Here is a 26,101-nt window from a genome sequence, read left to right as displayed (position 1 = left end):
AGTTCTCGCGGAGGGAGCGGCCAGCGTGCTTGGCCTTCGCCCCGGCCGCCGCCGGTTTGTGACGAGCGGTCGCCACGGCGGGCCCGGCGGCCGTCCTGCGCCGGCCAGGGCGTTTAGGCCATGCCGAGCGCGCGCCGGGCGTGCAGGCGGAAGCGCCGGCTCAGGTTCAGCCGCGTGCCATCGTGCAGCACCACCTCCGCGTTGCCCTGGAACAGCGGGTGGATCTCGCGGATGCGTTCGACGTTCACCAGCGTGCCGCGGTGGATGCGCAGGAAGCGGCCGGGATCGAGCGCGGCGAGCAGGCCCCGCAGCGTCTCGCGGTGCAGGTAGGCCTGCTTGCCCACGTGGATGTGCACGTAGTTGCCGTCGGCTTCGATCCAGTCGATGGTTTCCACCGCGATCACGCGGATATGCTCGCCCACGCGCACGCTCAGCCGCTGCACCGGCCCGCCCGTCGCCGGCGAGATGCCGGCCGGTGTGCGCGCGTGCAGTCCGCGCCAGTGCCGGCGCACGCGCGCCAGGGCCTGGTCGAAACGCGCCTGGTCGAGGGGCTTCAGGACGTAGTCCAGCGCGTTGGCGTCGAACGCCCGCAGCGCGTGCTGGCCGTAGGCGGTGGCGAACACCACCATCGGCAGCGTGTCGGGCCTGAGCTGGTGCAGCAGCCGGAAGCCGTCCAGGCCCGGCATGCGGATGTCCAGGAACAGGAGATCCGGCGCGAGCGCGGCCACCGCCTGCATCGCCTCGGCGGCGTTGCCGCATTCGCCGACGATCTCGAAGTCCGCGTGCGCCGCCAGCGCCTGGCGCAGCGCCAGGCGGGCCAGCACTTCGTCGTCGACCAGCAGGGTGCGGATCGGTCCGGTATTCATGCCGCGTGCTCGCGGAAGGGCAGGCGCAGTTCCACCCGCGTGCCGCCCTCGGCCCTGCGGTTGAGTTCCAGGCTGGCCGCCGCGCCGAACAGCACGGCCAGCCGCGCCCGCGTGTTGCCCAGGCCCAGGCCCTCGAGCGGTCCGTCCGGCGGCAGGCCCAGGCCGTCGTCGTCGATGCGCAGGTGCAGCAGGTCGCCGTCGCGGCGGCTGGCGATATGCAGGGTGCCCGGCTCGGGCTTGGCCAGCAGGCCATGGCGCAGCGCGTTCTCCACCAGCGGCTGCAGGATCATGCTGGGCACCGCCGCGCGCAGCGTGTCCTGCGCCACGTCCAGCCGCGTGTCCAGCCGGTCCTGGAAGCGCACCTGCTGGATCTCCAGGTAGCAACGCAGGAATTCCATCTCCCGCGCCAGCGGGATCTCGGCGGCGTGGCGCTCCTCCAGCGTCAGGCGCAGCAGGTCGCTCAGCCGCGCGATCATCAGCCGCGCCTGCAGCGGATCGGCCAGCGCCAGCGCCGAAATGGCGTTGAGCGTGTTGAACAGGAAATGCGGTTGCAGCTGCATGCGCAGCGCCTGCAGTTGCGCCTGCGCCAGCTGGGTCTGCAACTGCGCGCTGCGCAGCTGTTCGTCGCGCAGCCGCCGTCGCGATTCCAGGCCGCGCAGCACCACCAGGATGATCCAGTAGGTGAGCACCGCCAGGTGGTAGCTGTAGGCGAACTCCATGGCGACGTAGCTGCCCAGCGTGTGCACCGGCATGCGCCCGGGGCCGCACACGAACCAGAACAGGGACAGCTGCACCAGCATGTGCAGCAACGCCACCACCAACCCCGCCGGCACGTGCACCGCGCAGAAGCGGCGCCAGCCGCCGTCCGCGCCGCGCCGTCCGAGCCAGGCCACCAGCGGCACCAGCGCCATCCACAGCCAGAAGTTGGACAGGTTCCACACCAGCACGCGCGCCCAGCCGGGCGGATGCCCCTCGCTGATCGACGACAGGCCGGCGCTGAGCGTGTAGGAGAGCGCCAGCAAGGTCCAGAAGACGAACGCCAGCGCCTGGCGCCCGAGCCGCGTCGTGGGTTGCGCGGGCGCAAAGCCTCCGCGGACAGGTTCCATCGCAGCGCTCCCGCGCAGGCCAGGGCCTTGCAGTGTGCAGGCTGCCGGCGGCCGGGAAAAGATGCCTCATCGACCCGTGGCGTGCTGCTCGAGCCAGGCGGCGAGCGCGAAGCGGTGAATGCGCCGGTCCGGACCGCTGAAGTACAGGCCGGACAGGTCAGGTGCCAGGCGCGACTCGATGCCGGACGGGCCCAGCGGAATCGGCGTGCCCCAGCCCTGGTCATGGGCGAACGCGATGAAGATCGCGCTGCTGCCTGCGGTCGAGGGCGGCCGGTCGGAACTGAACACGATGTAGGACTGGTCCGGCGCGATCGCCGGATCGTAGTCGGCCACCCGGCCGTCGCTGAAGGACAGCGGCTCGGGCGCCTGGTAACGGCCGTGCGCGAAGCGGCTGCGACACAGCCGGAAGTGGCCGGTCGCCGGGTCCGGCTGCATGAAGTACACGCTGCCGTCCGCCGCCACGGCCGGCGCATAGACCGACGTGCCGGCGTTCAGCGGCAAGGGCAGGCGGACCGGCTCGCCCCAGCCGTCCGCGGTGCGGTCCACGCGCCACAGGTTGCCGCCGCGGCCGGGCGCGGACTGTCCCTCGTAGGCGCCATCGAGCGCTTTGCCGCCCGGCAGCGCCGGCCGGTTGGAGACGAACACCAGGTAGGAGCCGTCCGGTGCCATCGCCGGCTCCAGGTCCATCCAGGCCTGGCCCGAGAACGGCGCCGGTCGCGGTGCCGACCAGAGCGCGCGCTGCCGCTGCGAGACGTACACGCGGCGCGTGGCGGCGCGGCCGCGTGAGAACACCACCGCGCGCCCGTCGCGGCTGAAGGCCGGCGAGGCGTCGTCGGGCAGCGTCCATGGCGCATCCACCGCGGGACCGGCGGCGATCCACGGCGCGAGCGAGAGCCGCCACAGGTTGTCGTTGCCGCCGCTGCCGCCCTGGCCGGTGGCACGGTCGCTGGAAAAGTACAGGGTGCGATGGTCGGGACCGAGCTGGCTGCTCATGTTGCTCGTACCCTGGTTGGCGATGTCCCCCAGGTCCTGCGGCGTGGTCCAGCCGTCCGGCGTGCGGAAGGCGATCGCCAGGCGGTAGGCCGGGCTCGGCGCGCGCTTCTGGCTGACCACCAGGAACGAACCGTCGGGCGCGACGGCCGGATCGCGGATCGTCGTTTCCGCGTCGGCGAGCTTGACCACCTCGGGCGCGAGGTAACGGCCTTGCCGGTAGGCCGCATGCATCAGGTGCAAGGGCTGGCGCGCGCCGTCGCAGCCGATGTAGTAGAGGCCGCCATCGGCGGTGACGCTCGGCGCGAAGGTCGTCGGGCAGCTGTTGACCAGGTCGGGCAGGCGCACCGGCGCGGTCCAGCCGTCGCCCTTGCGGTCGACCCGCCACAGGTTCATGCCGCGGCCGGGATAGCGCTTGCCGTCGTAAGTCATGTCGACCGGCGCACCGCCGCGCGCCGGCCGGTTGGAAACGAACAGCAGGTAGGAGCCGTCCGGCGCCATCGTCGGATCGAGGTCGCGCCAGTGGCCGGAAAACGGCGCCGGTCGGGGCGTCGACCAACCGCTCGCGCTGCGGTGCGCTTCGAACACGTTCAAGCCATCGCCCTGGCCGGTACCGCGCATGAAATAGACCGTGTTGCCGTCAGGCATGAACGCGGCGGCGCCCGCGCCCTGCGGCCCGGAAATCACTCCCGGCGCGAACAGCATGGGCGCATCCTGGGCGATGGCGAGCGCCGGCAGGGCGCTTGCCAGCCACAGGGTGAGCAGATGGATCCGATGCATGGCTTGTCCCGATGGCGTCCGCTCGTGCGGCAGGGCCGCAGGCTAGGTCCGCCGCGCATCGCCGTCGCGCGGGATGGGGCAGGCGGTCGCGCCGGCGTGACCAGCGGCACGAGCCGATGGCCGGCGGCTCGCGCCGCCCGCCGGGCCGTCAGCGCGCCGCGGCCAGTGCGCCGCAGCGCGCGTCGGCGCAGGCCTGCCAGCCGCCGCCGAGCGCCTTGTACAGAGCGATGGCGCGCAGGTTGATGCCGGTCTCCGCTTCAGCCAGCTGGTCTTCGGCCGAAAGCTGCGTGCGCTGGGCGTCGAGCAGTTCCAGATAGTCGATCGCGCCGGCCTCGTAGCGGATCTTCGCCAGTTGCGCCGCCCGCTCGCTTTGCTGGGCCTGGTCGAGCAGGTGCTGCACGCGCTCGCGTTGCTGGTTGTAGCCCACCAGCGCGTTGTCCACGTCCTCCAGCGCGCGCAGCACGGTGCGCTGGTAGATGGCGAGCGCGGCGTCGGCGCGCGCTTCGCTGGCCTTCACGCCCGAGCGCACGCGCTGCACGTTCAGGCCCGACCAGCGGATGCTGGGCGCGACCGACCAGGCGCGCGTCGCCGGGCCGCCGAAGTCGTTGCTGCGCCCGGCCAGGAAGCCGAGGAAGCCGCCCAGCGTGACGTGCGGGAACCAGTCGGCCTTGGCCACGCCGATGCGCGCGGTGGCGGCGGCGAGCTCGCGTTCGGCGACGCGGATGTCCGGGCGGCGCCTGAGCACGTCATCGGCGTCGCCGATGGCGAGCACGGTATCGATCGGCGTGAAATGCGCGCTCGACAGGTCGACGTCCAGCGCGCCGGGTCGCTCGCCCAGCAGCACCGCCAGGCGGAAGCCGTCGGCCTGCGCCTGCGTGCGCAGTACCGGCAGCGTGGCCTCGACACCGGCCAGCCGGGCGCGGGCGCTGGCCACGTCCTGCTCCGACCCGGTACCGAGCGCGGCGCGGCTCTGGATCAGCTCCAGCGCCTCGCGCTGGTTGCCGACGTCGCGCTCGGCCACCTCGATCCGCAGCTGCGTGCCGCGCAGGTCGAAGTAGTTGCGCGCGACCTCGGCGAACAGCGTCACCTGCGCGTCCTGGAGCGAGGCCGTCGCCGCGTCGCTGTCCGCGCGCGCGGCCTCGACGCCGCGGCGCACGCCGCCGAACAGGTCCAGTTCCCAGCTGGCGTCGAAACCGGCCTGGTAGGCGGTCGTGGTGGTGCGCCGCTCGCCCAGGCCCGGCGTCTGGCCGCGGCTGCGCGTGTAGCTCGCGCCGGTCTCGATGTCGGGCCACTGTTCGGAGCGCGCGGCGCCGAGCAGGGCGCGCGCTTCGCCGAGGCGGGCCAGCGCGATCTTCAGGTCCGGCGCGTTCCTTGCCGCGCGCGAGATCAGGGCGTCGAGCGTCGGGTCGCCGAACTGCTTCCACCAGTCGGCCTGGAAGTCGGCGCTGGACTGGCGTGAGGCGTCGACGCCTTGCAGCGCGACCGGCTTCTCCACCGGGCGGTGGTAGTCCGGGCCGACGTTGATGCAGCCGGCCAGCGCGAGCGCGCTCGCAAGCGCGCCGGTACGTAACAGCGAAGTCATCTCAATGCTCCTCGATCGCCGTCGGCAGGGCGGGATGGTGCGCGGCACGCCTTGCCGCCGCGCGCTCGCTCCAGCCACGCACGATCACGTAGAACAGCGGGGTGAACAGCAGCCCGAAGAAGGTCACGCCCAACATGCCGGAGAACACCGCCACGCCCATCGCGTGGCGCATCTCCGCGCCGGCGCCGTGCGAGGTCACCAGCGGCACCACGCCCATGATGAAAGCGAACGACGTCATCAGGATCGGGCGCAACCGCAGGCGTGCGGCTTCCAGCACCGCCTGCCGGCGGTCCAGGCCTTCGTGGATCTGCGCCTCTCGGGCGAACTCCACGATCAGGATGGCGTTCTTGCAGGCCAGGCCTACCAGCACGATCAAACCGATCTGGGTGAAGATGTTGTTGTCGCCGCCGGACAGCCACACGCCGGCGATCGCCGAGAGCAGCACCATCGGCACGATCAGGATCACCGCCAGCGGCAAGGTCAGGCTCTCGTACAGCGAGGCCAGCACCAGGAACACCAGGAGCACGCACAGCGGGAAGACCAGCACCGCGGTGTTGCCGGCCAGGATCTGCTGGTAGGTGAGCTCGGTCCATTCGTAGCTCATGCCGTTGGGCAGGTTGTCGCGGGCCAGCTTCTCCATCGCCGCCTGCGCCTGGCCGGAGCTGTAGCCCGGCGCCGGACCGCCGTTGATCTCGGCGGTCGGGTAGCCGTTGTAGTGCTGCACGCGGTCGGGTCCGACGCCCTGACGTACGGTGACGAATGAACCCAGCGGGATCGCCACGCCCGCCGCGTTGCGCGTCTTCAGCTGCAGGATGTCCTTCGGCTCGCGGCGGAAGCCCGGCTCGGCCGATACGTTGACCTGGTAGGTGCGCCCGAAGCGGTTGAAGTCGTTGACGTAGAGCGAGCCCATGTAGGCCTGCATGGTCTGGTAGACGTCGACCAGGTTCACGCCCTCGGCCTTGGCCTTCTCGCGGTCCACCTCGGCGTCGATCTGCGGCACGCTCACCTGGTAGCTGGAGAACAGTCCGGCCAGCGCCGGTACCTGCTGGCTTTTGCCGATCAGATTCTGCGTCTGCTTGTAGAGCTCCTCGAAGCCCTGGTCGCTTCGGTCCTCGACCTGGATGCGGAAACCGCCGATCGTGCCCAGGCCCATCACCGGCGGCGGCGGGAACACGGCGATGTAGGCGTCCTGGATCGCCGCGTACTTCTGGTTGAGCGCGCCGGCGATGGCGCCGGCGGAGAGTTCGGCGCTGCGCCGTTCCTCGAACGGCTTCAAAGTGACAAAGACGATGCCGGAGTTCGGCGAGTTGGTGAAGCCGTTGATCGACAGGCCCGGGAACGCCACCGCGCTCTCCACGCCAGGTTGCTTGAGGGCGATCTCGCTCATGCGGCGGATCACGTCCTCGCTGCGGTCGAGCGAGGCGGCATCGGGCAGCTGCGCGAAGGACACCAGGTACTGCTTGTCCTGCGAAGGCACGAAGCCGGTCGGCACGTGGACGAAGCCGAACACGCCCAGCAGCACCAGCGCACCGTAGATCACCAGCGCCGGCGCACCCTTGCCCAGCACGCGGCGCACGCCGCCGACGTAGCGGTCCGCGCCGCGCACGAACATCCGGTTGAACGGGCGGAACAGCCAGCCGAACGCGCGCTCGAGCAGGATGCTGAAGCGGTCCTTCGGCGCGCCGTGCTCCTTGAGCAGCAGGGCGGACAGCGCCGGGCTCAAAGTCAGCGAGTTGAACGCGGAAATCACCGTGGAGATCGCGATGGTCAGCGCGAACTGGCGGTAGAACTCGCCGGTCAGGCCGCTGATGAAGGCCGCCGGGATGAACACCGCGCACAGCACCAGCGCGGTGGCCACGATCGGCCCGGTCACCTCGGTCATCGCGCGGCGGGTGGCTTCCTTGGGTTTGAGCCCATGCTCGATGTGCCGCTCGACGTTCTCCACCACCACGATGGCGTCGTCCACCACGATGCCGATGGCGAGCACCAGGCCGAACAGGCTCAAGGCGTTGAGCGAGAAGCCGGCCAGGTACATCACCGCGAAGGTGCCCACCAGCGAGACCGGCACCGCCACCAACGGGATGATCGAGGCGCGCCAAGTCTGCAGGAACAGGATCACCACCAGTACGACCAGCAGGATCGCCTCGAACAGCGTGTGCACCACCGCCTCGATCGAGCCGCGCACGAACACGGTCGGGTCGTAGACGATCTTGTAGTCGACGCCCTGCGGGAACTCGGACTTCAGCCGCGCCATGGTGGCGCGCACCTCGTCGGAGATCTGGATCGCGTTGGAGCCGGGACGGGCGAAGATCGGCAGCGCCACCGCCGGCTTGTTGTCGAGCAGGCTGCGCAGCGCGTAGTTGTTCGAGCCCAGCTCCACCCGCGCCACGTCGCGCAGGTGCGTGACCGCGCCGTCCTTGGTCGTGCGCAGAACGATGCTGGCGAAGTCGTCCTCGGTCACCAGGCGGCCACGCGTGTTGATGTTGAGCTGGAAGGCCGCGCCATTGGGCGCCGGCGGCGCGTTCAGCGAGCCGGCGGCCACGTCCACGTTCTGCTCGCGGATCGCGTTGACCACGTCGCCCGTGGTCAGGCCGCGCATGGCCAGCTTCTCCGGGTCGAGCCACACGCGCATCGAGTACTCGCCGGCGCCGAACAGCTGCACGTCGCCCACACCGTCCAGCCGCGCGAGCTGGTCCTTGATGTGCAGCCGCGCGTAGTTGGACAGGTACAGCATGTCGTAGCGCTGATCGGGCGAGATCAGGTGCACGACCATGGTCAGGTCGGGCGAACTCTTCTGCGTGGTCACGCCCAGCCGCTGCACTTCCTCCGGCAGGCGCGGCAAGGCCTGCGCCACCCGGTTCTGCACCTGCACCTGGGCGTTGTCCAGGTTGGTGCCCAGCGCGAAGGTCACCGTCAGCGTCATGGCGCCGTCGCTGGTGGCCTGCGAGGAGGTGTAGAGCATGCCCTCGACGCCGTTGATCTGTTCCTCCAGCGGCGTGGCGACGGTGGCGGCGATCACCTTGGGGTTGGCGCCGGGATAGCTGGCGCGCACCACCACCGTGGGCGGCACCACCTCGGGGTATTCGCCGATCGGCAGCTTGAACAGCGAGATCGCGCCGGCGATCACGATCAGCACCGACAGCACGCCGGCGAGGATCGGCCGTTCCACGAAATATTGGGCGAGTTTCATCGTTGGTTTCCCTGGTGCATCGGTGCCTTCCGCGGAGGGAAGGCTGGAAGGGCGCCCTTGCGCGGGACGCCGGCTCCCGGCCCTCTCCCGCCGGGGCGGAAGAGGGAGCTGTTGATTCCCCTGTGGCGGCCGTCAGCGGCCGCGCGCCTTCGTCAGTTGCGCGCGGCGACCTTGCCGTTGCCGCCGGCCGCCTGCGCGAGGCGGCTGCCGGCATCCAGGCTGCGGCTCTCCATCGCCACCAGCGTCGGCTTGACCTGCATGCCCGGCCGCACGTGCTGCAGTCCGTTGACCACCACCACGTCCTTGGCGGAGAGGCCGTCGGTGACCACGCGCAGGCCGTCGACCAGCGGACCCAAGGTCACCTTGCGGTACTCGACCTTGTGGTCCGGATCGAGCACGTAGACGAAGTTGTTGCCCAGGTCGGTGCCGACGGCGCGCTCGTCGATCAGCGCGCGCGGCCGCTGGCTGGGCGTGCGCAGTTCCAGGCGCACGTACAGGCCGGGCGTGTAGCGGCCGTCGGCGTTGTCGAACACGGCGCGCAGGCGGATCGTGCCGCTGCCGGCATCGAGCTGGTTGTCGATGAAGTCGATGTGGCCCGGGTGCGGGTAGCCGTCTTCATCGACCAGGCCCATCGCCACCTGCGGCGCCTGGCCGTGCTCGCGGCGCAGGCGGTCGAGCTTCAGGTAGCTGTGCTCGTCGACGTCGAAGTAGGCATACACCGGGTCGACGCTGACCACGCTGGTGAGCACGTCCGCCGGCGTGACCAGGTTGCCGGCGGTGATCCGCGCGTTGCTGACGCGGCCGTCGATCGGCGCGCGCACCTCGGTGAAGCCGCGGTCCAGCCGCGCCGCCTCCAGCGCCGCACCGGTGGCGGCCGCCTGCGCCTTGGCGCTGGCCGCGGCGGTGACCAGGCGGTCGGCCTCCTGCGTGGAGATCGCGTGCTGGGCCAGCAGCTTCTGCGCGCGCTCGGCGTTGGATTCGGCCAGCTTCTGCTCGGCGTGCATCTGGCTGAGCGTGGCGCCCAGGCGGTCGACTTCGGCCTGGTAGGGGCGCGGGTCGATGGTGAACAGCAGGTCGCCCTGGCGCACCCGCGCGCCTTCCTTGAAATGCACGGCGGTGACGTAGCCGCTCACGCGCGGATGCACCTGGACCGTGTCCACCGCCTGCAGGCGGCCGGTGAAGGCATCGGTATCGCTGACCGGACGTACCAGCGTCTGCGCCACGGTGACCGCGGGCGGCGGCGGCGTGCCGGCTTCCTGTGCGTGGCTTTCGCCGTGGCTGCCGAGCACCGCCCAGCTGCCGGCCGCCACCGCCACGGCCAGGCTCAAGAGGATCCATCGTTTTTTCATGCTGCGCTCCCGGGTCTAAATTAATGCACCGATCGGTATAGGACCGGCGGAGGCCCGGGAGAATAGGTACACTTGTCGGTACAGAAAACCGCGATCTTGTGCAATGCAATAGTGACACTCAGTCACGAATAACCCTGGAGTCGGCTCAATGGAAGACTTTGCAGCAATCTCCGCTTTCGTACGCGTGGTCGAAGCCAAGAGCTTCGCCGCCGCCGCCGCGCAGCTGGGCATGACGCCTTCGGGGGTCAGCCGCGCGGTATCGCGGCTGGAGGAGCGCCTGGGCGCGCGCCTGCTGTTCCGTTCCACCCGCGCGTTGCGGCTGACCGACGACGGCGCCGTGTTCCATGCCCGCTGCAAGGACATCCTGGCTGACCTGGCCGAGGCCACCGAGGCGCTGGGCTACGCCAACCGCAAGCCGATCGGCAAGCTGCGCGTGGGCTTGTCGCTGGCGGTCGGCCGGGCCGCGCTGATCCCGCGGTTGACCGAATTCGAGCAGCGCTACCCGGACATCCGCCTGGAACTGTCGATGAGCGACCTGCCGACCGACATGAACGGCGAAGGCATCGATTGCGCCGTCCGCGTGGGCGAGCTGGAGGACTCCAGCCTGATCGCGCGCAAGATCGGCTACCTGCGCAACGTGGTCTGCGCCTCGCCCGACTACCTCGCCCGCTACGGCTCGCCGCAGACCATCGAGGATCTCAAGCGGCACCGCTGCATCAACTACGTCTATCCCAACGGCCGCCCGCGGCAGTGGATGTTCGACGGCCCGGGCGGCGCGGTCGCGGTGGACATCGACGCGCACCTGCTGATCAACGATGCCGAATCGGTGATCCAGGCCGCCGCCGCGGGCTTGGGAGTCACCCAGGCCCCGCACATGCTGGTCGCCTGCATGCTGGACCTGGGCAAGCTCGAGCTGGTGATGCCGGAGATCCGCTCCACCGGCAAGCCCGTGTGGATCGTCTACCCGCAGAAGAAGCACCTGTCCGCGCGCGTGCAGGCCTTCATCGAATGGGTGCGCGAGCTGTTCGAACGGACCAACGAGCCGCAGTTGCGGATGCCCGTGCGTGACGCCGGCAAGGCCGGGCAGGGCGCTTCCGTGGCCGTGGCCTGATCGACCCCGCACGGGCGCGCCAAGCCCTCCGCAGCTGGAGCCGTCGCGATGAAAGCCGGCTCAACCGCCGGTCGGCAGCCAGATCAGCAAGGCGGCGCCCAGCGCGATGCGGTAGATCGCGAACGGCGTGAAGCGGTGCGTGCGGATGTAGCCGAGCAGCCACTTCACCGCGATAAAGGCGACCACCGCCGAGACTATGAAGCCGATGGCGAGGGCGTTCCAGTCCTCGTGCGCCGCGCCGCCTTCCTTGAACACCTTGAGCAATTCGTAGCCGGTGGCCGCGTACATGGTCGGTATGCCGACCAGGAACGCGAATTCGGTGGCCGCCGCGCGGTTGCTGGTGCCGGCCAGCATGCCGGCGAAGATGGTCGCCGCCGAGCGCGAGGTGCCAGGGAAGATGCCGGCGACCATCTGCGCGAAGCCGACCAGGATCGCCACCCGCCAGGTGACCTCGCGCCGATCCGGCTGGCGTGCGGCCAGCGCCTCGGCGCCGAGCATCCACAGGCCGCCGATCACCAGCGCCCAGGCGATCGGCGTCACCGTCTCGGGGAGCTTGAAGCCGAACTTCACCGCGATGAGGCCCAGCACCGCCGTGATCAGGAAGGCCACGGTGAGCTTGGCGAGGTAGTCGCGGTTGGCCGCGTCACGCCACTGGGTCAGCAACTGCCACAGCCGCTTCCAGTAGATCAGCGTCACCGCCAGGATCGCGCCGGCCTGGATGCCGACGTTGAACAGGTCCGAGCGCGCACCCAGTCCCAGCTTCTCGGCGATCAGCAAATGGCCGGTGCTGGAGATCGGCAGGAACTCGGTGATGCCCTCGATGATGCCGAGCAGGATGACGCGGACCAAGTCGTTCACTCGCACTCTCCAGGATGTGCCGGCGGCCGACACGAAAAGACATAGCTTACGGGCAAGCCGGCCGGACGGTGCAAGGATCGTGGCGCACGTTTATGGTGCATTGATTGCACCAGGATGGCGGGTATGGGACTCGCCGCCGGTCCGTGAGGGACGCCGCCGCCTTGTCGCCGGGTACGCTGCACCTTGGGTTCCGGGCACAGCTTGCCGGCCGAGGGACGCTGGCACGTGCATTGCATTGGTGGCGCATCCCTTCCCGCTCCGAGGCCGCCATGACCGCGCAGAAAGTGCTTGACCTGATTGCCGAGAACGACGTCGAATTCGTCGACCTGCGCTTTGCCGACATGCTCGGCAAGCACCACCACGTGAGCTTTCCCGCGCACGCCATCGACGAGTCGACCTTCGAGGACGGCAAGATGTTCGACGGCTCCTCGATCCCGGGCTGGAAGGGCATCAACGAGTCCGACATGGTGCTGCTGCCCGACCCGGACACCGCGCACCTGGACCCGTTCTCGCAGCACAAGCAGCTGATCCTGCACTGCGACGTGCTGGAGCCCTCGACCATGCAGGCCTACGGCCGCGATCCGCGCTCGATCGCCAAGCGCGGCGAGGCGTTCCTCAAGTCCACCGGCATCGCCGACACCGCCTTCTTCGGCCCGGAGCCGGAGTTCTTCATCTTCGACTCGGTGCGCTGGCAGAACGACATGGGCCGCGTGTTCTACGAGATCGGCTCGGAAGAGGCCTCGTGGAGCTCCCGCTACAAGTATGAAGGCCAGAACACCGGCCATCGCCCGGGCGTGAAGGGCGGCTATTTCCCGGTGTCGCCGGTCGACTCGCTGGGCGACCTGCGCGCAGACATGTGCAAGGTGCTCGAATCGCTGGGCCAGGTGGTCGAGGTGCACCACCATGAGGTGGCCAACGCGGGCCAGTGCGAGATCGGTGTGAAGTTCAACACGCTGGTAAAGAAGGCCGACGAGCTGATGACGATGAAGTACGTCATCAAGAACGTGGCGCACCAGAACGGCAAGACCGTGACCTTCATGCCCAAGCCGATCGTGGGCGACAACGGTTCGGGCATGCACGTGCACCAGTCGCTGTCCAAGGACGGCCAGAACCTGTTCGCGGGCGAGCTGTATGGCGGCCTGTCGCAGCTGGCGCTGTGGTACATCGGCGGCATCTTCAAGCACGCCAAGGCGATCAACGCCTTCGCCAACTCCACCACCAACAGCTACAAGCGCCTGGTGCCGGGCTTCGAGGCGCCGGTGATGCTGGCCTACTCGGCGCGCAACCGCTCGGCAAGCTGCCGCATCCCGTACGTGTCCAGCCCGAAGGGCCGCCGCATCGAGGTGCGCTTCCCCGACCCGATGAACTCCGGCTACCTGGTGTTCACCGCGCTGATGATGGCCGGCCTGGATGGCATCATCAACAAGATCGACCCGGGCGCGCCGGCCGACAAGGACCTCTACGACCTGCCGCCGGAAGAGGAAAAGAACATCCCGCAGGTGTGCGCGAGCCTGGACGAGGCGCTCAACGCGCTGGACAAGGACCGCGAGTTCCTCAAGGCTGGCGGCGTGTTCACCGACGACTTCATCGACGCCTACATCGAACTGAAGATGAAGGAAGTGACCGCCTACCGCGCCAGCACGCACCCGCTGGAATTCCAGATGTACTACGCGATCTGACGCGCGGCGGCGGATGCGGACGACGGGCGCTGCGGCGCCCGTCGTCGTTTCGGGCGGCCGTCAGGACCGCTCGACCGTAAGCAGCACGCTGCCGTGGTTGTTGGCGTAGGTCTGCCAGGCATCGTTGGCGTAGGCGTAGAGGTATCCGCCGGCGGCCGGGGTGAAGCTCAAGCCTTCGCCGATCAGGATGGTTTCGCCCTTGGCGTCGCCCACGCCGTTGGCGACGAAGCCCAGCAGGGCCAGCCATGGCGCGGACTCCACCCGGCGCGTCAGCCAGAAGTCGTTCTGGCTTGCGGTGACGGTGTTGAACAGGTTTTCCACCGAGCCCAGCGCCGAGGCGGCCAACCGCGAGACGTCGGACAAGTGGTGGCCGCCGACCTCGCCGCCGGCCGGCGAGAAGGGCGTGCTGCCGTCCAGCCACTCGCCGGCGCCGGCCAGGCGGTAGGTCACGCCCGCTTCCAGATACAGGCCGGTCGCGTTCCAGCGCTGCGAGGCGTACACGTCCATGCTGGCGCGCTCGCCGGGGCCGAGCAGGCGGACGGGCCAGTAGTCGCCCTGGGTGATCGGCGGATGGGTCTGGCGTGCCAACGCGCTCGCATGGAGCAGGCCGGCATCGACGCTCGCCTGCGCCACGCGCGCCACCGGGCGCGGACAGGTGGGGCCGAGCTTGAACAGGCCCTGGCGCGAGTCGTGCAGCACGGCTTGCGGATCGGGTCGCAATTGCCCCAGCACGTCCTCGCGCAGGCGCAAGCCCAGCGCCTGCGCCTCCTCCATCATCCAGCGCAGCGCGATGTCCGACAGGCCCGCCTGCGCGTAGCCGCCGCCGACGTCGCCGTGCACGCCGGGAAACCACACCTGGTGCACCTTGTCCGGGCGCTTGATGTCGGTCCACAGCGTCGGCGCGAAATCGGCGCGGCGCTCGTCCATGGCCAGCGCGTGGCGGGCGTTCTGGATCAGCGGACTGATGCGGGTGTCGTGGAACTGGTAGCGGCGCGGGTCGCCGATGAAGCGCAGCACCGAAAGTTCCAGCGGAATGCCCAGCGCGCCGACCGTGTCCCACACGCCCATGAAATGCACCGGCACGGTGCCGGCGCTGGGCTGGCCCGGCGCCACGCCGTGGAAGGCCCAACCTTCGGCATTGTCGAACGGCTTGCCGCTGCGGTAGGCCTCGAATACGCGCTCCACCCGCGCCCACACTTCGGCCAGCGCCAGCTTCGGATCGGACAGGTCCAGCAGGCCGCCGTGGGAGAGCAGCCCGCCCAGGCTGCGCACGGTGTACGCGCCGCGGCTGAAGCCGAACAGGAACATGCGGTCGCCGCTGCGCCAGCGCACGGCCAGCCACTGGTAGGCGCTCATGATGTTGCGCTCCAGCCCCGCACCGGTGCCGCCGCCGACCCAGCGGTCGAGCAGCCCGCCGTTGGTGCCCACGCCCGGGTGGTAGTAGGCCCGTTGCTCCGCGTCCTTGACCACCGCGTTGTAGAGCTTGGCCACGTTGGTCGGCGCGGGCAGGCCCTGGTCGGTGTGCTCCAGGGTGTTCCAGGTGCCGTCGCAGCAGACGATCAGTTGGCTCATGGCCGCTCTCCTTGGATGGACTGGCGCCGGGTGGCTGCCGTGCACCCTACCCCTGTCACGTGGCTCGCGGTGTCTGTTCGCGCACAAGGTCCGGCGCGTTGCCGAGGGAAGCGATTGCACCAGCAGGGCGCAAAACCCATCATGGTGCAATGAACCGAGCCGACTGGCGCACGTGGGCGGAGCAGGCGACGACCGGACTGGGCCTGGTCGATGCCGGGTTGCGCCTGCGCTGGCTCAATCCCGCGCTGGCCGAGGCGCTGGCGCTGGGGCCGCGCCGCGCGGAGGGCCAATCGCTGGCGGCCTTGCTCGGCGATCGGGCGATCGAGGCGCAAGCCGCGCGCGCGCGCGACATGCAGCGCACGGTGCACTGGCGTGGCCTTGCGCTACCCGGCGATCGTCAGTGCGACGCCGCGCTGCAACCGCTGGATGCGGACACCCTGTTGCTGGAAGTGCACGTGCTGGCCGCGCCCGCAGCGGAGGAGTCGCCCATATCGGCCAGCCTGCGCGGTTTCGCGCACGAGGTGAAGAATCCGCTGGCCGGCCTGCGCGGCGCAGCGCAGCTGCTGGAGCGACGCGTGGACGAGCCGGAGCTCAAGGCGCTGGCCGGCGTGGTGATCGCCGAGGCCGACCGGCTGGCGGCGCTCGCCGATCGGCTGCTGCGCCGCGGCGGCGCGCCGCGGCGCGAGGCACTCAACGTGCATGCGGTGCTGGAGCGCGTAGTCGCGTTGCTGGAAGCCGAGCCCGCGCCGCTCCTCGTCCGCCAGGACTACGACCCCAGCCTGCCGGAACTGCACGGCGACGCCGACCGCCTGCAGCAGCTGCTGCTCAACCTGGCGCGCAACGCGCGCGAGGCCGGCGCGCGCACGCTCGCGCTGCGCACGCGCGCCGAGCACGGCGTTCGGGTGGGCGATCGCGTGCTGCGCACGGCCCTGCGGCTGGACGTGACCGACGACGGCGCCGGCGTGCCGGCCGCCTTGCGCGAGACGCTGTTCGAGCCGCTGGTGTCCGGCCGCGCCGACGGCACCGGCCTGGGCCTCGCCCTGGCGCGGGAGATCGCGCACGAGCACGGCGGCGAGCTGCGCCATGGCGGCGGCCCGGGCGCCACCACCTTCACCCTGCTGCTGCCGCTGGAGCACTGAATGGCCGGGAATCGCAAACCGGGAAGCGGGAATCGCAAAGGCAAGCCGCGCCCGCCCATGGAACGGCCGCCGGCGGCAGCGGGCGCCCTCGCTTCGCGTCCGGTGCAAGCGCCCGAAGTGTGGATCGTCGACGACGACCGCAGCATCCGCTTCGTGCTCGCCGCCGCCCTGCGCGACGCCCGCCTCGCCGTGCGCGAGTTCGGCGACGCGGCGGCCGTGCGCGCGGCCTTGCGCGACGCGCGTCCGGCGCTGCTGCTGACCGACGTGCGCATGCCGGGCGAGGACGGGCTGGGCCTGCTCGCCAAACTCCACGCGCAGGGCATCGGCCCGGTGATCGTGATGAGCGCCTATACCGACGTGGCCACCACCGCCGCGGCCTACCGCGCCGGCGCGGTCGACTATCTGGCCAAGCCGTTCGACCTGGACCACGCGGTGGACGTGGTGCGCCGTGCCTTGTCCGAGCAGCCCGCGGCGCCGGCCGCGCCGCCCGCGCCGCCGGCGCATGCGCTGCTGGGCGAGAGCGCGCCGATGCGCGAGGTGTTCCGGCTGATCGGCCGCGTCGCCGCGAGCGACCTCAACGTGCTGGTCACCGGCGAGACCGGCACCGGCAAGGAGCTGGTGGCGCGCGCGCTGCACGAGGAGAGCGCGCGCCGCGGCCAGCCGTTCGTGGCGCTCAACACCGCGGCGATCCCGAGCGAGCTGCTGGAGAGCGAGCTGTTCGGCCACGAGGCCGGCGCCTTCACCGGCGCCGCGCGCCGTGTGGCCGGGCGCTTCGAGCAGGCCGAGGGCGGCACGCTGTTCCTGGACGAGATCGGCGACATGCCGCTGGCGCTGCAGACCCGCCTGCTGCGCGTGCTGGCCGGCGGCGAGTTCTATCGCGTCGGCGGGCGCGAACTGATCCGCGGCAACGTGCGCATCGTCGCCGCCACCCACCAGGACCTGGACGCGCGCGTGGCCGCCGGGCAGTTCCGCGCGGACCTCAAGCACCGGCTGGACGTGGTGCGCATCGAGCTGCCGCCGCTGCGCGCCCGCCGCGCAGACATCCCGCTGCTGGCGCGGCACTTCCTGGCAGCGGCGGCGCAGGAGCTGAAGCTGCCGCCCAAGCGGTTCTCGCGGGCGGCGCTCAAGGCGCTGGAGCAGCGCGATTTTCCTGGCAACGTGCGCGAGCTGGAGAACCTGTGCCGGCGGCTGGCGGTGATCGCGCGGAGCGCGGAGATCCAGACGGCGGAGCTGGGTTCGTCGCCCGCCTCGAGCGCCGCCGGCGACTGGACCGCGGCGTTGCACGACTGGGCCGGCCAGGCGCTCTCGCGCGGCGAAGCGGACATCCATGCGCGCGCCCGAGAGGCGCTCGATCGCACCTTGCTGGAGGCCGCGCTCGCGGCGCACGGAGGCCACCGGCAGCATGCGGCGGCGGCGCTGGGGGTGGGCCGCAATACGCTGACGCGCAAGCTGGGAGCATCGCGCAAGCGGAGCTGAGCCGGCCTTCCTCGAAGGCGGGCGAGGTCCGGCCGCGAGCCTTCCCCTCTTGCGGGAAAGCTAAGGGGAGCGAGCGGTGCGGGAAAGCCACGCTGTTTAGGGCAGAATCGCGGTTCTCCGGAGGCCCCATGACCCACGCACCCCGTATCCGCCCGGCTACCCGCGCCGACATCCCCCACCTGGCCGACTGGAACCTCGCCATGGCGCAGGAGACCGAGGCCAGGGCGCTGGATCGCCACGTGCTAGCGCGCGGCGTCGAAGCGGTGTTCGACGACCCGCGCCGTGGCTTCTACCTGGTCGCCGAACGCGACGGCGCGGCGATCGGCTGCCTGCTGGTGACCTACGAGTGGAGCGACTGGCGCTGCGGGGACTTCTGGTGGATCCAGAGCGTCTACGTGGTGCCGCAGGCGCGCCGTGGCGGTGCGTTCCGCTCGCTGTACGCGGCGGTGCGCGAACGGGCGCGCGAGGCCGGTGCGGTCGGTTTGCGGCTGTACGTGGAAACCGAGAACCACCGCGCCCAGCGCACCTACGCCGAGCTCGGCATGGCGCCCTGCCATTACCTGATGTACGAGGAAGCGCTCGCCGCTGCCGAGTAGCGCGGCCTGCCGGCCGCCTACGGGCTGCGGTCGGACGCCCAGCGCAGCAGGTGCTGTTCGGTCAGCAGCTTGCCGAAGGCCGCCGCGTCCATCGGCGCGCCGAACAGGAAGCCCTGCAACTGTTCGCAGCCGGCGGCGCGTAGATAGTCGGCCTCGGCTTGTGTTTCCACGCCCTCGGCCACCACCGTCTTGCCCAGGCTGCGCGCCATCGCGATGATCGCCTGGGTGATCGCGGCGGTGTCGGTGTCGTTGTCCACGCCGCGCACGAAGGCGCGGTCGATCTTCAGCGCGTCCACCGGGAAATGCTTGAGGTAGGACAGGCTGCAGTAGCCGGTGCCGAAGTCGTCCAGCGACAGCCGCACGCCGCAGCGCTTGATCCGCTGCAGCAGCGCGATCGTGGTGTCGCCGCCGGCCATCACGGTGCGCTCGGTCAGTTCAAGCTCCAGCAGGGACGGATCGAGCGCGCAGTCGGAGAGCACCGCCTGCAGGTCGGCGAGAAAGGCGGTGTGCTGGAACTGCAGCGGCGAGACGTTGACCGCGATCGGCACGCCCATGCCCAGGCCATGCCAGTGGTCGGCCTGCTGGCAGGCCTGGCGCAGCACCCAGGCGCCCAGCGGCACGATCAGGCCGACGTCCTCGGCCACGGTGACGAACTGCTCGGTGGCGTAGCGCTCGGCGCCATCGGGGCCGTGCCAGCGCAACAGCGCCTCGGCGCCGACGATGCGCCCGTCGCTGGCGTCCACCTTGGGCTGGTAGTACAGCGACAGTTGTTCGCGCGCCATCGCCAGCCGCAGCTCGGCCTCGATGCGCCGCCGCAGCGCGGCGCGCTCGTTCATCGAGCTGGTGAAGAAGCGATAACTGTGGCGGCCGCCGACCTTGACCTCGTACATCGCGCTGTCGGCGTTGCGCAACAGCGCATCGGCGTCGGCCGCATCGTCCGGGCACAGGCTGATGCCTACCGACAGGCGCAGCGCCAGCTCCGGCAGGCCGGCCACCGCAGTGCGCTCGCCATGGGCGATCAGCCGCTGCGCAACGCTGGCGGCCTGGCCGGGAGCCTCCACCTGCGGCAGCACGACCACGAATTCGTCGCCATGGTGGCGGCACAGCAGATCCTCGTCCTGCAGCGCCTGGCGCAGCTGCACCGCGAGCGCGCGTAGCACCCGGTCGCCGTTGGCCGGACCGTGCTGCTCGTTGATTTGCTTGAAGTGGTCCACGTCGATGTACAGCAGCGCGCAGCGCTGCTGGCGACGGCGCGCGGTAGCCACCACCTGCTCGATCTGGCCCTGCATCTGGCTGCGGTTGGGCAGGCCGGTGAGGGTGTCGAGCTGGGTCAGGTGGATCATCTTCAATGTCAGCGCGCGCGTCTCGCTGACGTCGCGGAACACCAGCACGCCGCCGATGGCGTGGCCGGCGTGATCGTGGATCGGTGCGGACGAATCCTCGATCGGCGTCTCGAAGCCGTTGCGGTGGAGCAGCACCGCCTTGCCTTCCAGCTCGACGATGGCGTTGCGCTCGATCGCCGTGCGCAGCGGGTTGGCCAGCGCCGCGCCGGTACGCACGTCGCGCAGGCGGAACACCTCGTCCATCGGCCGGCCGCGCGCCTCGGTCGCGCTCCAGCCGGTCAGGCCTTCGGCGATCGGGTTGAGCGAGGTCACGCGCAGGTCCATGTCGGCGGCGATCACCGCGTCGCCGATCGAATTGAGCGTGACCTCGGCCAGCTCGCGCTCGCGGAACAATGCCTCCTCGTACTGCTTGCGCTGGCTGATGTCCTCCACCTGCGAGACGAAGTACAGCGGCTTGCCGTGCTCGTCGCGCACCAGCGAGACGCTGAGCTGGAAGTGCACGACATGACCGTCCTTGTGCAGGTTGCGCTTCTCCATCTGGTAGGCGTCGGCATCGCCTTCGAGCATGCGCTCCAGTTGTTCCACGTCGTCGGCGTAGTCGTCCGGGTGGGTGATGTCGGCGATGCTTAAGGTAAGGAACTCCTCTTCGCTGTAGCCCAGCATGCGGCACACCGCTTCGTTCACGCGCAGGAAGCGGCCGTCCGGGCGCACCAGCGCCATGCCGATGGCGGCGTGCTGGAAAGCGCCGAAGAAACGCTGCTCGCTCTCGCGCAGCTTGAGTTCCAGCGCATGCCGCTCGGTGATGTCGATGAACACGGCGAACACGCCTTGCACGCGGCCCTGCGCGTCGGCGTCCGGCTGGAAGCTGGCGTGCATGTAGCGGTGCGCAGAGCCGGCGAACAGCACGCCCTCGACCGTGCCGGGACGGCCGCCGAGCGCCGCCTGCAGCGTTTCGATCACGCGCGCCGCACTGGCTTCGTCCAGCAGCTCGCCGGCCGCGCGCCCGAGCAGACCTTCCGGCGGCAGCGCCAGCCAGCGGCGCGGCGGCCGGTTGGCGAAACGCACGTGCAGTTCGGGATCGAAATAGGCGATCAGCGCAGGTACGCCGCACAGTACGTGCTCGGGCCAGTTCCGCGTGGAATGGCCAGCGTCTTCGGGCGGGTCCGTCAGGGACCCGTCCGGCGAAGAAAGGGGTTGGTTCACGACACGGCCCCTGCGCGCATGCCCCTGCGCTGGGCGCCATCATGCGCCCGCACCGGGCCGATGCCAACAGGCATCAAGCGGCGGCAAGCACCTGCCGATCGCAGGAAATCGCGCCGCAGCGACGGATCCTCGTCGGCCCGGTTAGTGGCGCACGGCCCCCGGCGCACTCAGCCCACCGGCATCCAGCACCACGCGGCCCAAGGCATGCAGCGAGGGCTCGATGCCAAGGCGCGTGGCCAGCACGGCCACCAGCGGGCCCAGGGCCTGCGGCGCCAACGGGTAACCGTGCGCGAGCAGGCGCGGCTGCCCGTCGCGTCCTGCCTGCGCGGCGGTCAGCGCGATGGTGCCCAGGCCGGGTGCCTCGTGCGCCACCAGCCTCGGCGGCGGCAACGCCGGATCGGGCGCTGCCAGGGTTTCGAGCAACCAGCCCTCGCCCGCCTCGCCCCGCTCCAGCGCTAACGGCAGCCGGTGCGCGTGCAGCAGCGCCGCATACTGGCGCAGCTCGAATACCAGCCCGGCGATGGCGTGCGCCCGTTCCGCCGCGTCGCCGGCCTGCCGCGCCAGCCAGGCGGCCGGCGAACCTGCGTGCACGCGGCCCTCGGCATAGCGCAGCGGCAGGCCGCGCGCGCTCAGCGTGCTTTCGCCCTGGTACGGGGTGAGCATCGCCGCTTCGAGCAGCGTCCATAGCGGCGCCAGGTTGACGTGTTCGTACTGCACGCAGATCAGCGCGAGCAGGTCGTTGCGGCTGAAATAGCGGGCATGCTCGAGCGGCACGCCGAGCGTGCGCATCAGCCAGTCGGCGGTGCGCGTACCCGCTTCGCCGCGACCGACCAGCTCCACTTCCATCTGGCCGGCCAGCGTCTCGGCCAGCGCCTCGGGTGCCAGCAACGACAGCGGCAGCAGGCGCAGCGCGCCGCCGGCATGCTCGGCTTCGGGCACCAGCGTCTGCGCCGGCATCTGGCCCTCGTGGCTGCCGAAGGCCACCACGTTTTCCAGGTGGCCGCGCGGTATGCGGCGAGCCAGTTCATCGAGCGTGGCCCATACCGGGAAGCCCGGGCGCAGCAGCTCCACCGGATCGAACAAGGCGCCGGCCAACGCGAGCCGCGCCTGGCCGATACCTGGCAGCAGCGCGTACAGGTCCTCGGCCACCAGCCCGGCCAGGGCATCGGCCTGGTCGCGGCTGAAGGTCGTGTTGGAGGGCGACTGACCGGGCGGCAGTTCCAGCGCGAGTACCGCCGGCAGGGCGGTCAGCGGTTGCGCTTCCATCGAGGTTTCCGAACGGCGGGGAACTCCGATTCTACCATTCACGCTTTTGGGCTTCCGCCGCATGGACGTGCGGGTTAGCCTTGGTAGCTCAAGGCCCAGGACCGCCCAGGACATGGAAAAAACCCCCAAGCGCGTAGGTGTGATCGGCGGTGTGCGCATCCCGTTCTGCCGCAACAACACCGCCTACGCCGACGTCGGCAACTTCGGCATGTCGGTGAAGGTGCTCGGCGCGCTGGTGGAGCGGTACGGGCTGCATGGGGTGGAGCTGGGCGAAGTGGCGCTGGGCGCCGTCATCAAGCACGCATCGGACTGGAACCTGGCGCGCGAGGCGCTGTTGAGTTCGGGCCTTGCGCCCACCACGCCCGGCATCACCACCGCGCGCGCCTGCGGCACCTCGCTGGACAACGCGATCATCGTGGCCAACAAGATCGCGCTGGGGCAGATCGATGCGGGCATCGCCGCCGGGTCGGACACGACCAGCGACGTGCCGATCGTCTACGGCGATCGGCTGCGCAAGCGGCTGCTTTCGATCAACCGCGCCAAGGGCTGGCAGGACAAGCTCGCCGCCGCCACGCGCGGCTTCTCGCTCGCGGAACTCAAGCCGTCCTTTCCGGGCGTGGCCGAGCCGCGCACCGGCATGTCGATGGGCGAGCACTGCGAGAAGATGGCGCGCGAGTGGCACATCGGCCGCGAGGAGCAGGACCGCCTGGCGCTGCAAAGCCACCACAAGCTCGCCGCCGCCTACGAGGCGGGCTTCATGGACGACCTGGTGGTGCCCTTTCGTGGCGTCAAGCGCGACAACATCCTGCGGCCCGACACCAGCATGGAAAAGCTGGCCACGCTCAAGCCCGCCTTCGACCGCAGCTCCGGCCACGGCACGCTGACCGCCGGCAACTCCACGGCGCTCTCCGACGGTGCCGCCGCGGTGCTGCTGGCCGGCGAGGACTGGGCCGCCGCGCGCGGCCTGCCGGTGCAGGCCTGGGTGCGCGATGCCGAAGTGGCGGCGGTCGACTTCGTCCATGGCGAAGGCCTGCTGATGGCGCCGACCGTGGCGGTGGCGCGGCTGCTCGCACGCAACAACCTCGGTCTGCAGGACTTCGACTTCTACGAGATCCACGAGGCCTTCGCCGCGCAGGTGCTGTGCACCCTGCGCGCATGGGAAAGCGCCGACTACTGCCGCAACCGGCTGGGCCTGGCCGCGCCGCTGGGCAGCATCGATCCGGCCAAGCTCAACGTGCACGGCTCCAGCCTCGCCGTTGGCCATCCCTTCGCTGCGACGGGTGCGCGGCTGGTCGCCACGCTGGCCAAGGAACTGGCGCAGAAGGGCAGCGGCCGAGGCCTGATCTCGGTCTGCACCGCCGGCGGCATGGGCGTGGTGGCGATCCTCGAACGCTGAGCCGTCCGGACGTCCAAAGCGATGCCGCGCCTGCGCGTCACCACCGCACTGAGCCTGCTGGCGTTGCTCATCGGTACCTGGGGCACGCACTGGCTGAGCGGCTTCACCGACGATTGGGTCGGCCCGCCACCGCGCCGTGCAGCGGCCGTGGCGCGCCCGCCACGGGCGCCTTCGCACCATGGTTCGCATGCGCCCCCGCGCGTGCTGGGTGCGCAGCCGGAGGCCGGCCCCGCGGCCGCGCCGGCCCCGTCGCCTTCACCTTCGCTGGTACCGCTGGAGACGCCCGCCGGTCCGTCCGCGTGGGCCGAGTTGCAGGGCCACCTGGACGGCCGCGTGGTGCTGGAAATCGATACCGGCAGCGACGGCCGCGTCACCGATGCCCGCGTCGCCCGTTCCAGCGGCGACCCGGTGCTCGATGCGCATGCGCTGGCCACCGTGCAGCGCTGGCGTTTCGCGGTGCCGGCAGGATCTTCCGGAGTGCACGGCCAGCTGCCGATGCGCTTCCGCGGGCCGAAGGCCACGCCGCCGTGACGTTCCGCTCGCGGGGAAAGAGGGCGAACGTCTCGTGTGCTCTCACGCCTGCGTGCGCAGCGTCAGCGCCGACTCAGAGAATCCCGCTCGCACTCGACCCGAACGCCGTGATCAGGCGTGTGTAGATCAGCTTGGGCGACAGCGCCACGTCGGGAAAGTCGCCGACCGGCTCGTAGCAGCTGAAGAACGCCGGATCGCTCGGCCGCATCGGCGCGCAACCTGCCTTGAGCTGGTAGCTGGTGGCGTAGCGATAGGGCCAGAAGTCGAACAGCGGAAGGCTTTCGGAAACGTCGCCGATCACCTGGTTGAGCGTGGTCAGCAGCGGCACCACCGGGCGGCGCGGCGCGATCACCCAGGCGTTCTGTGGCTGGGTGTCGCGCAGGATCGACGCGCGCACCTGCGCAGCGATGCGGCTGTCGTAGACGATCACCCCCGCTTCGGTGTTGAAGTGGTCCGAACGCGGGTCGAAGTTGTGCGAGCCGACCATGGCGAAGCGGTCGTCCACGACGATGGACTTGGCATGCAAGGCGAAGCGGCGGCCTTCGCTGACCAGCGGCGCCGGCCGCCGGCTGCTGCCGTGGCTGCCCAGCAGGCCGTGGTCCTCGGTGCTGACGTAGTGGCGCGAGGCATCGTGCGCGGGTTCGCCGCTGGCATGCCGGCCATCGCCGACCCATTCCAGGCTGGCCAGCGCGTTGGCCGCCGCGGCGTCCTCGGCGTGCGGTTTGAGCTCGTAGATCTCGAAGCCATAGTCCTTGAGGTAGCGCTTGCGGTGCTTGTAGGAAAGGGCATAGACCGCGAAGGCGTCGGTGGAGGCGAGCGAGTTGGTCGATACCACGATGCGCGGTGCGGTCTGCTCTTTGTGCAGATGCTCGAAGATGTGGCGCGCGCGCCGGCTCATCACCAGGTACGGCGTCTGCAGGATCACCTCGTGGCGCGCCTCGCCGACCATCTGCATCACGTGCGCGGTGAACTGGCGTGCCTGCCGCTTGAGCGGCTGCTCGGTCTTGGCCGGCAGGTCGCTGAAGAACTCCACGTGCCGGGCACGCACGCTGTCGGCCAGCACGTGCATGCGCAGCCAGGCCGCATCGTCGGCCTCCTGCTGCACGCGGTAGACCCGCTGCGGATGGTCGTAATGCGGCGCGCTCCAGCCGGGCGCCTGCGGATGGGCCAGGATGTAGTGGTTGACGTCGCGCAGCTGGGTCAGCGGCACGGCGCGCTTGTGCCGCCAGAACAGCGCGAAGCTGCTCGCCATGGCGCGTGCGGCGGGGCCACCGACCAGCACGTCGCGGTCGACGTAGTCGAAGTCGTCGTCCCAGTCGAAGTAGCGGTCCTGGTAGTTGCGCCCGCCGGTGATGCCGGCGGTGTCGTCCACCACCAGTACCTTGTTGTGCATGCGCTGGTTGAACTTGAGGAAGCAGCAGGCGATGCCGGCGGCCCATTCGAGCGGCGAGGTGCGCGCTTCCTGAAAGGTCGGGTTGTACAGCCGCACCTGCAGGTTGGGGCTCGCGCGGGCGAGCCGGTCGAGCAGGCCGAGGTCACCGAAGGAGGACAGCTGGTCGGCCAGGATGCGCACCTGCACGCCACGCCGCGCCGCCTGCACCAGCTCGTCGAGCATCAGCTGGCCGACGTCGTCCTGGTCCCAGATGTAGGTCTGCACGTCGATCGTGCGGCGCGCGGCGCGAATCAGGCTGAGCCGCGCCACCAGCGCCGGCTCGCTGGCATCGAGCAGCGCCACCAGGTGCTGCGGTCGGGCCGGCGTCGATTCGGCCAGCGCCTGCGCCGCCGCATCGAGCAGCGGCGAGGGACGCGCGCAGTGCTCGGGGCCGGTGCAGGTGGATTCTTTCGCAGTGGTGGCCGCGACGAGGGCATCGGCGCGGCGGATCTGTGCGTGCGAGAGCGTGCAGCCCTCGAGCAGCGCGGCGGCGGCGAGCAGGGTAAACAGGGCGAAGTGGCGCAAGCTCATAGGCCGCATCATACGGACGCTGCCGTTGGCGTCGAGCCAAGACGCCGCGTCCGTTCAGCAGGCCAGGTATTCCTTGCCGACGGCAGGGTGCGACGCGGGGCCGCC

General features: G+C 70.4%; 18 protein-coding genes. 7 read left to right on the top strand and 11 right to left on the bottom strand.

Annotated elements, in window-relative coordinates; genetic code table 11:
* Positions 1-113: 113 nt before the first annotated feature.
* From VGU03_RS13120 to VGU03_RS13095, 6 genes are all read right to left on the bottom strand, one after another.
* On the bottom strand, positions 114-866 hold the full coding sequence (locus VGU03_RS13120) for a LytR/AlgR family response regulator transcription factor (RefSeq protein WP_327481221.1): 753 nt from the start codon (positions 864-866) through the stop codon (positions 114-116).
* Entirely contained in the window at positions 863-1,972 is a 1,110-nt protein-coding gene (locus VGU03_RS13115; protein WP_327481219.1) for a sensor histidine kinase, read from the bottom strand. The genes VGU03_RS13120 and VGU03_RS13115 overlap by 4 nt, the downstream gene beginning before the upstream one ends.
* A gap of 66 nt (positions 1,973-2,038) precedes the next feature.
* Positions 2,039-3,742, bottom strand: a complete 1,704-nt coding sequence (locus VGU03_RS13110; protein ID WP_327481217.1) for a hypothetical protein — start codon at positions 3,740-3,742, stop codon at positions 2,039-2,041.
* 148 nt (positions 3,743-3,890) lie between these two features.
* Positions 3,891-5,324, bottom strand: coding sequence for an efflux transporter outer membrane subunit (locus tag VGU03_RS13105; RefSeq protein WP_327481215.1), 1,434 nt, complete (start codon positions 5,322-5,324; stop codon positions 3,891-3,893).
* 1 nt (position 5,325) lies between these two features.
* Complete coding sequence (locus VGU03_RS13100) at positions 5,326-8,514, bottom strand: efflux RND transporter permease subunit (protein WP_327481213.1); 3,189 nt, start codon at positions 8,512-8,514, stop codon at positions 5,326-5,328.
* Positions 8,515-8,666: 152 nt separating this feature from the next.
* Positions 8,667-9,863, bottom strand: a complete 1,197-nt coding sequence (locus tag VGU03_RS13095) for an efflux RND transporter periplasmic adaptor subunit (protein WP_327481211.1) — start codon at positions 9,861-9,863, stop codon at positions 8,667-8,669.
* Between the two features lie 148 nt (positions 9,864-10,011).
* On the opposite strand from VGU03_RS13095, the gene VGU03_RS13090 reads away from it, so the two are divergent.
* Positions 10,012-10,974 carry a LysR family transcriptional regulator gene (locus VGU03_RS13090; RefSeq protein ID WP_327481209.1) on the top strand — a complete coding sequence of 321 codons (963 nt, stop codon included), beginning with the start codon at positions 10,012-10,014 and terminating at the stop codon, positions 10,972-10,974.
* 60 nt (positions 10,975-11,034) lie between these two features.
* Here the strand turns inward: VGU03_RS13090 and VGU03_RS13085 are convergent, their stop codons facing one another.
* On the bottom strand, positions 11,035-11,832 hold the full coding sequence (locus VGU03_RS13085; protein ID WP_327481207.1) for an undecaprenyl-diphosphate phosphatase: 798 nt from the start codon (positions 11,830-11,832) through the stop codon (positions 11,035-11,037).
* A gap of 269 nt (positions 11,833-12,101) precedes the next feature.
* Between VGU03_RS13085 and glnA the strand changes: the two genes are divergently transcribed.
* Positions 12,102-13,511: a type I glutamate--ammonia ligase gene (gene glnA / locus VGU03_RS13080; RefSeq protein WP_327481205.1), complete on the top strand. Its 1,410-nt coding sequence runs from the start codon at positions 12,102-12,104 to the stop codon at positions 13,509-13,511.
* A 60-nt stretch (positions 13,512-13,571) separates the two neighbouring features.
* On the opposite strand, the gene VGU03_RS13075 is transcribed toward glnA, so the two are convergent.
* Entirely contained in the window at positions 13,572-15,083 is a 1,512-nt protein-coding gene (locus tag VGU03_RS13075) for a DUF2235 domain-containing protein (protein ID WP_327481203.1), read from the bottom strand.
* A 149-nt stretch (positions 15,084-15,232) separates the two neighbouring features.
* Between VGU03_RS13075 and VGU03_RS13070 the strand changes: the two genes are divergently transcribed.
* The 3 genes from VGU03_RS13070 (at position 15,233) to VGU03_RS13060 (ending at position 18,294) form a co-directional block, all read left to right on the top strand.
* On the top strand, positions 15,233-16,222 hold the full coding sequence (locus tag VGU03_RS13070; protein WP_327481201.1) for a two-component system sensor histidine kinase NtrB: 990 nt from the start codon (positions 15,233-15,235) through the stop codon (positions 16,220-16,222).
* Between the two features lie 57 nt (positions 16,223-16,279).
* The gene (gene ntrC, locus VGU03_RS13065; RefSeq protein ID WP_327481199.1) at positions 16,280-17,698 is read left to right on the top strand and encodes a nitrogen regulation protein NR(I); all 1,419 of its coding nucleotides are present in this window, start codon (positions 16,280-16,282) and stop codon (positions 17,696-17,698) included.
* Positions 17,699-17,826: 128 nt separating this feature from the next.
* Positions 17,827-18,294, top strand: coding sequence for a GNAT family N-acetyltransferase (locus tag VGU03_RS13060; protein WP_327481197.1), 468 nt, complete (start codon positions 17,827-17,829; stop codon positions 18,292-18,294).
* A 17-nt stretch (positions 18,295-18,311) separates the two neighbouring features.
* Here the strand turns inward: VGU03_RS13060 and VGU03_RS13055 are convergent, their stop codons facing one another.
* The gene (locus tag VGU03_RS13055) at positions 18,312-20,840 is read right to left on the bottom strand and encodes a sensor domain-containing protein (RefSeq protein WP_327481195.1); all 2,529 of its coding nucleotides are present in this window, start codon (positions 20,838-20,840) and stop codon (positions 18,312-18,314) included.
* A 141-nt stretch (positions 20,841-20,981) separates the two neighbouring features.
* A complete protein-coding gene (locus VGU03_RS13050) occupies positions 20,982-22,106 on the bottom strand; it encodes a hypothetical protein (protein WP_327481193.1) in 1,125 nt (374 codons plus the stop codon).
* Between the two features lie 112 nt (positions 22,107-22,218).
* Here VGU03_RS13050 and VGU03_RS13045 point away from each other — a divergent pair, with 112 nt between their 5' ends.
* Both VGU03_RS13045 and VGU03_RS13040 read left to right on the top strand, forming a co-directional pair.
* The gene (locus VGU03_RS13045; RefSeq protein ID WP_327481191.1) at positions 22,219-23,502 is read left to right on the top strand and encodes an acetyl-CoA C-acetyltransferase; all 1,284 of its coding nucleotides are present in this window, start codon (positions 22,219-22,221) and stop codon (positions 23,500-23,502) included.
* Between the two features lie 21 nt (positions 23,503-23,523).
* The gene (locus VGU03_RS13040; RefSeq protein ID WP_327481189.1) at positions 23,524-24,033 is read left to right on the top strand and encodes an energy transducer TonB; all 510 of its coding nucleotides are present in this window, start codon (positions 23,524-23,526) and stop codon (positions 24,031-24,033) included.
* A 73-nt stretch (positions 24,034-24,106) separates the two neighbouring features.
* Here the strand turns inward: VGU03_RS13040 and VGU03_RS13035 are convergent, their stop codons facing one another.
* Positions 24,107-25,996 carry a phospholipase D family protein gene (locus tag VGU03_RS13035; protein ID WP_327481187.1) on the bottom strand — a complete coding sequence of 630 codons (1,890 nt, stop codon included), beginning with the start codon at positions 25,994-25,996 and terminating at the stop codon, positions 24,107-24,109.
* Positions 25,997-26,101 lie beyond the last annotated feature (105 nt).

Source organism: Frateuria sp., assembly GCF_035944355.1.
GTDB lineage: Bacteria > Pseudomonadota > Gammaproteobacteria > Xanthomonadales > Rhodanobacteraceae > Frateuria_A.
The sequence above is the reverse complement of the archived record's forward strand: the minus strand, read 5'-3'. Positions and strand labels throughout refer to the sequence as shown.

What these genes read in the sequence shown, in the direction of transcription:
- VGU03_RS13120 (WP_327481221.1), bottom strand. Translation starts at nt 866, where the DNA reads ATGAATACCGGACCGATCCGCACCCTGCTGGTCGACGACGAAGTGCTG.
- VGU03_RS13115 (WP_327481219.1), bottom strand. Translation starts at nt 1,972, where the DNA reads ATGGAACCTGTCCGCGGAGGCTTTGCGCCCGCGCAACCCACGACGCGG.
- VGU03_RS13110 (WP_327481217.1), bottom strand. Translation starts at nt 3,742, where the DNA reads ATGCATCGGATCCATCTGCTCACCCTGTGGCTGGCAAGCGCCCTGCCG.
- VGU03_RS13105 (WP_327481215.1), bottom strand. Translation starts at nt 5,324, where the DNA reads ATGACTTCGCTGTTACGTACCGGCGCGCTTGCGAGCGCGCTCGCGCTG.
- VGU03_RS13100 (WP_327481213.1), bottom strand. Translation starts at nt 8,514, where the DNA reads ATGAAACTCGCCCAATATTTCGTGGAACGGCCGATCCTCGCCGGCGTG.
- VGU03_RS13095 (WP_327481211.1), bottom strand. Translation starts at nt 9,863, where the DNA reads ATGAAAAAACGATGGATCCTCTTGAGCCTGGCCGTGGCGGTGGCGGCC.
- VGU03_RS13090 (WP_327481209.1), top strand. Translation starts at nt 10,012, where the DNA reads ATGGAAGACTTTGCAGCAATCTCCGCTTTCGTACGCGTGGTCGAAGCC.
- glnA (WP_327481205.1), top strand. Translation starts at nt 12,102, where the DNA reads ATGACCGCGCAGAAAGTGCTTGACCTGATTGCCGAGAACGACGTCGAA.
- VGU03_RS13075 (WP_327481203.1), bottom strand. Translation starts at nt 15,083, where the DNA reads ATGAGCCAACTGATCGTCTGCTGCGACGGCACCTGGAACACCCTGGAG.
- VGU03_RS13070 (WP_327481201.1), top strand. Translation starts at nt 15,233, where the DNA reads ATGAACCGAGCCGACTGGCGCACGTGGGCGGAGCAGGCGACGACCGGA.
- ntrC (WP_327481199.1), top strand. Translation starts at nt 16,280, where the DNA reads ATGGAACGGCCGCCGGCGGCAGCGGGCGCCCTCGCTTCGCGTCCGGTG.
- VGU03_RS13060 (WP_327481197.1), top strand. Translation starts at nt 17,827, where the DNA reads ATGACCCACGCACCCCGTATCCGCCCGGCTACCCGCGCCGACATCCCC.
- VGU03_RS13050 (WP_327481193.1), bottom strand. Translation starts at nt 22,106, where the DNA reads ATGGAAGCGCAACCGCTGACCGCCCTGCCGGCGGTACTCGCGCTGGAA.
- VGU03_RS13045 (WP_327481191.1), top strand. Translation starts at nt 22,219, where the DNA reads ATGGAAAAAACCCCCAAGCGCGTAGGTGTGATCGGCGGTGTGCGCATC.
- VGU03_RS13040 (WP_327481189.1), top strand. Translation starts at nt 23,524, where the DNA reads ATGCCGCGCCTGCGCGTCACCACCGCACTGAGCCTGCTGGCGTTGCTC.
- VGU03_RS13035 (WP_327481187.1), bottom strand. Translation starts at nt 25,996, where the DNA reads ATGAGCTTGCGCCACTTCGCCCTGTTTACCCTGCTCGCCGCCGCCGCG.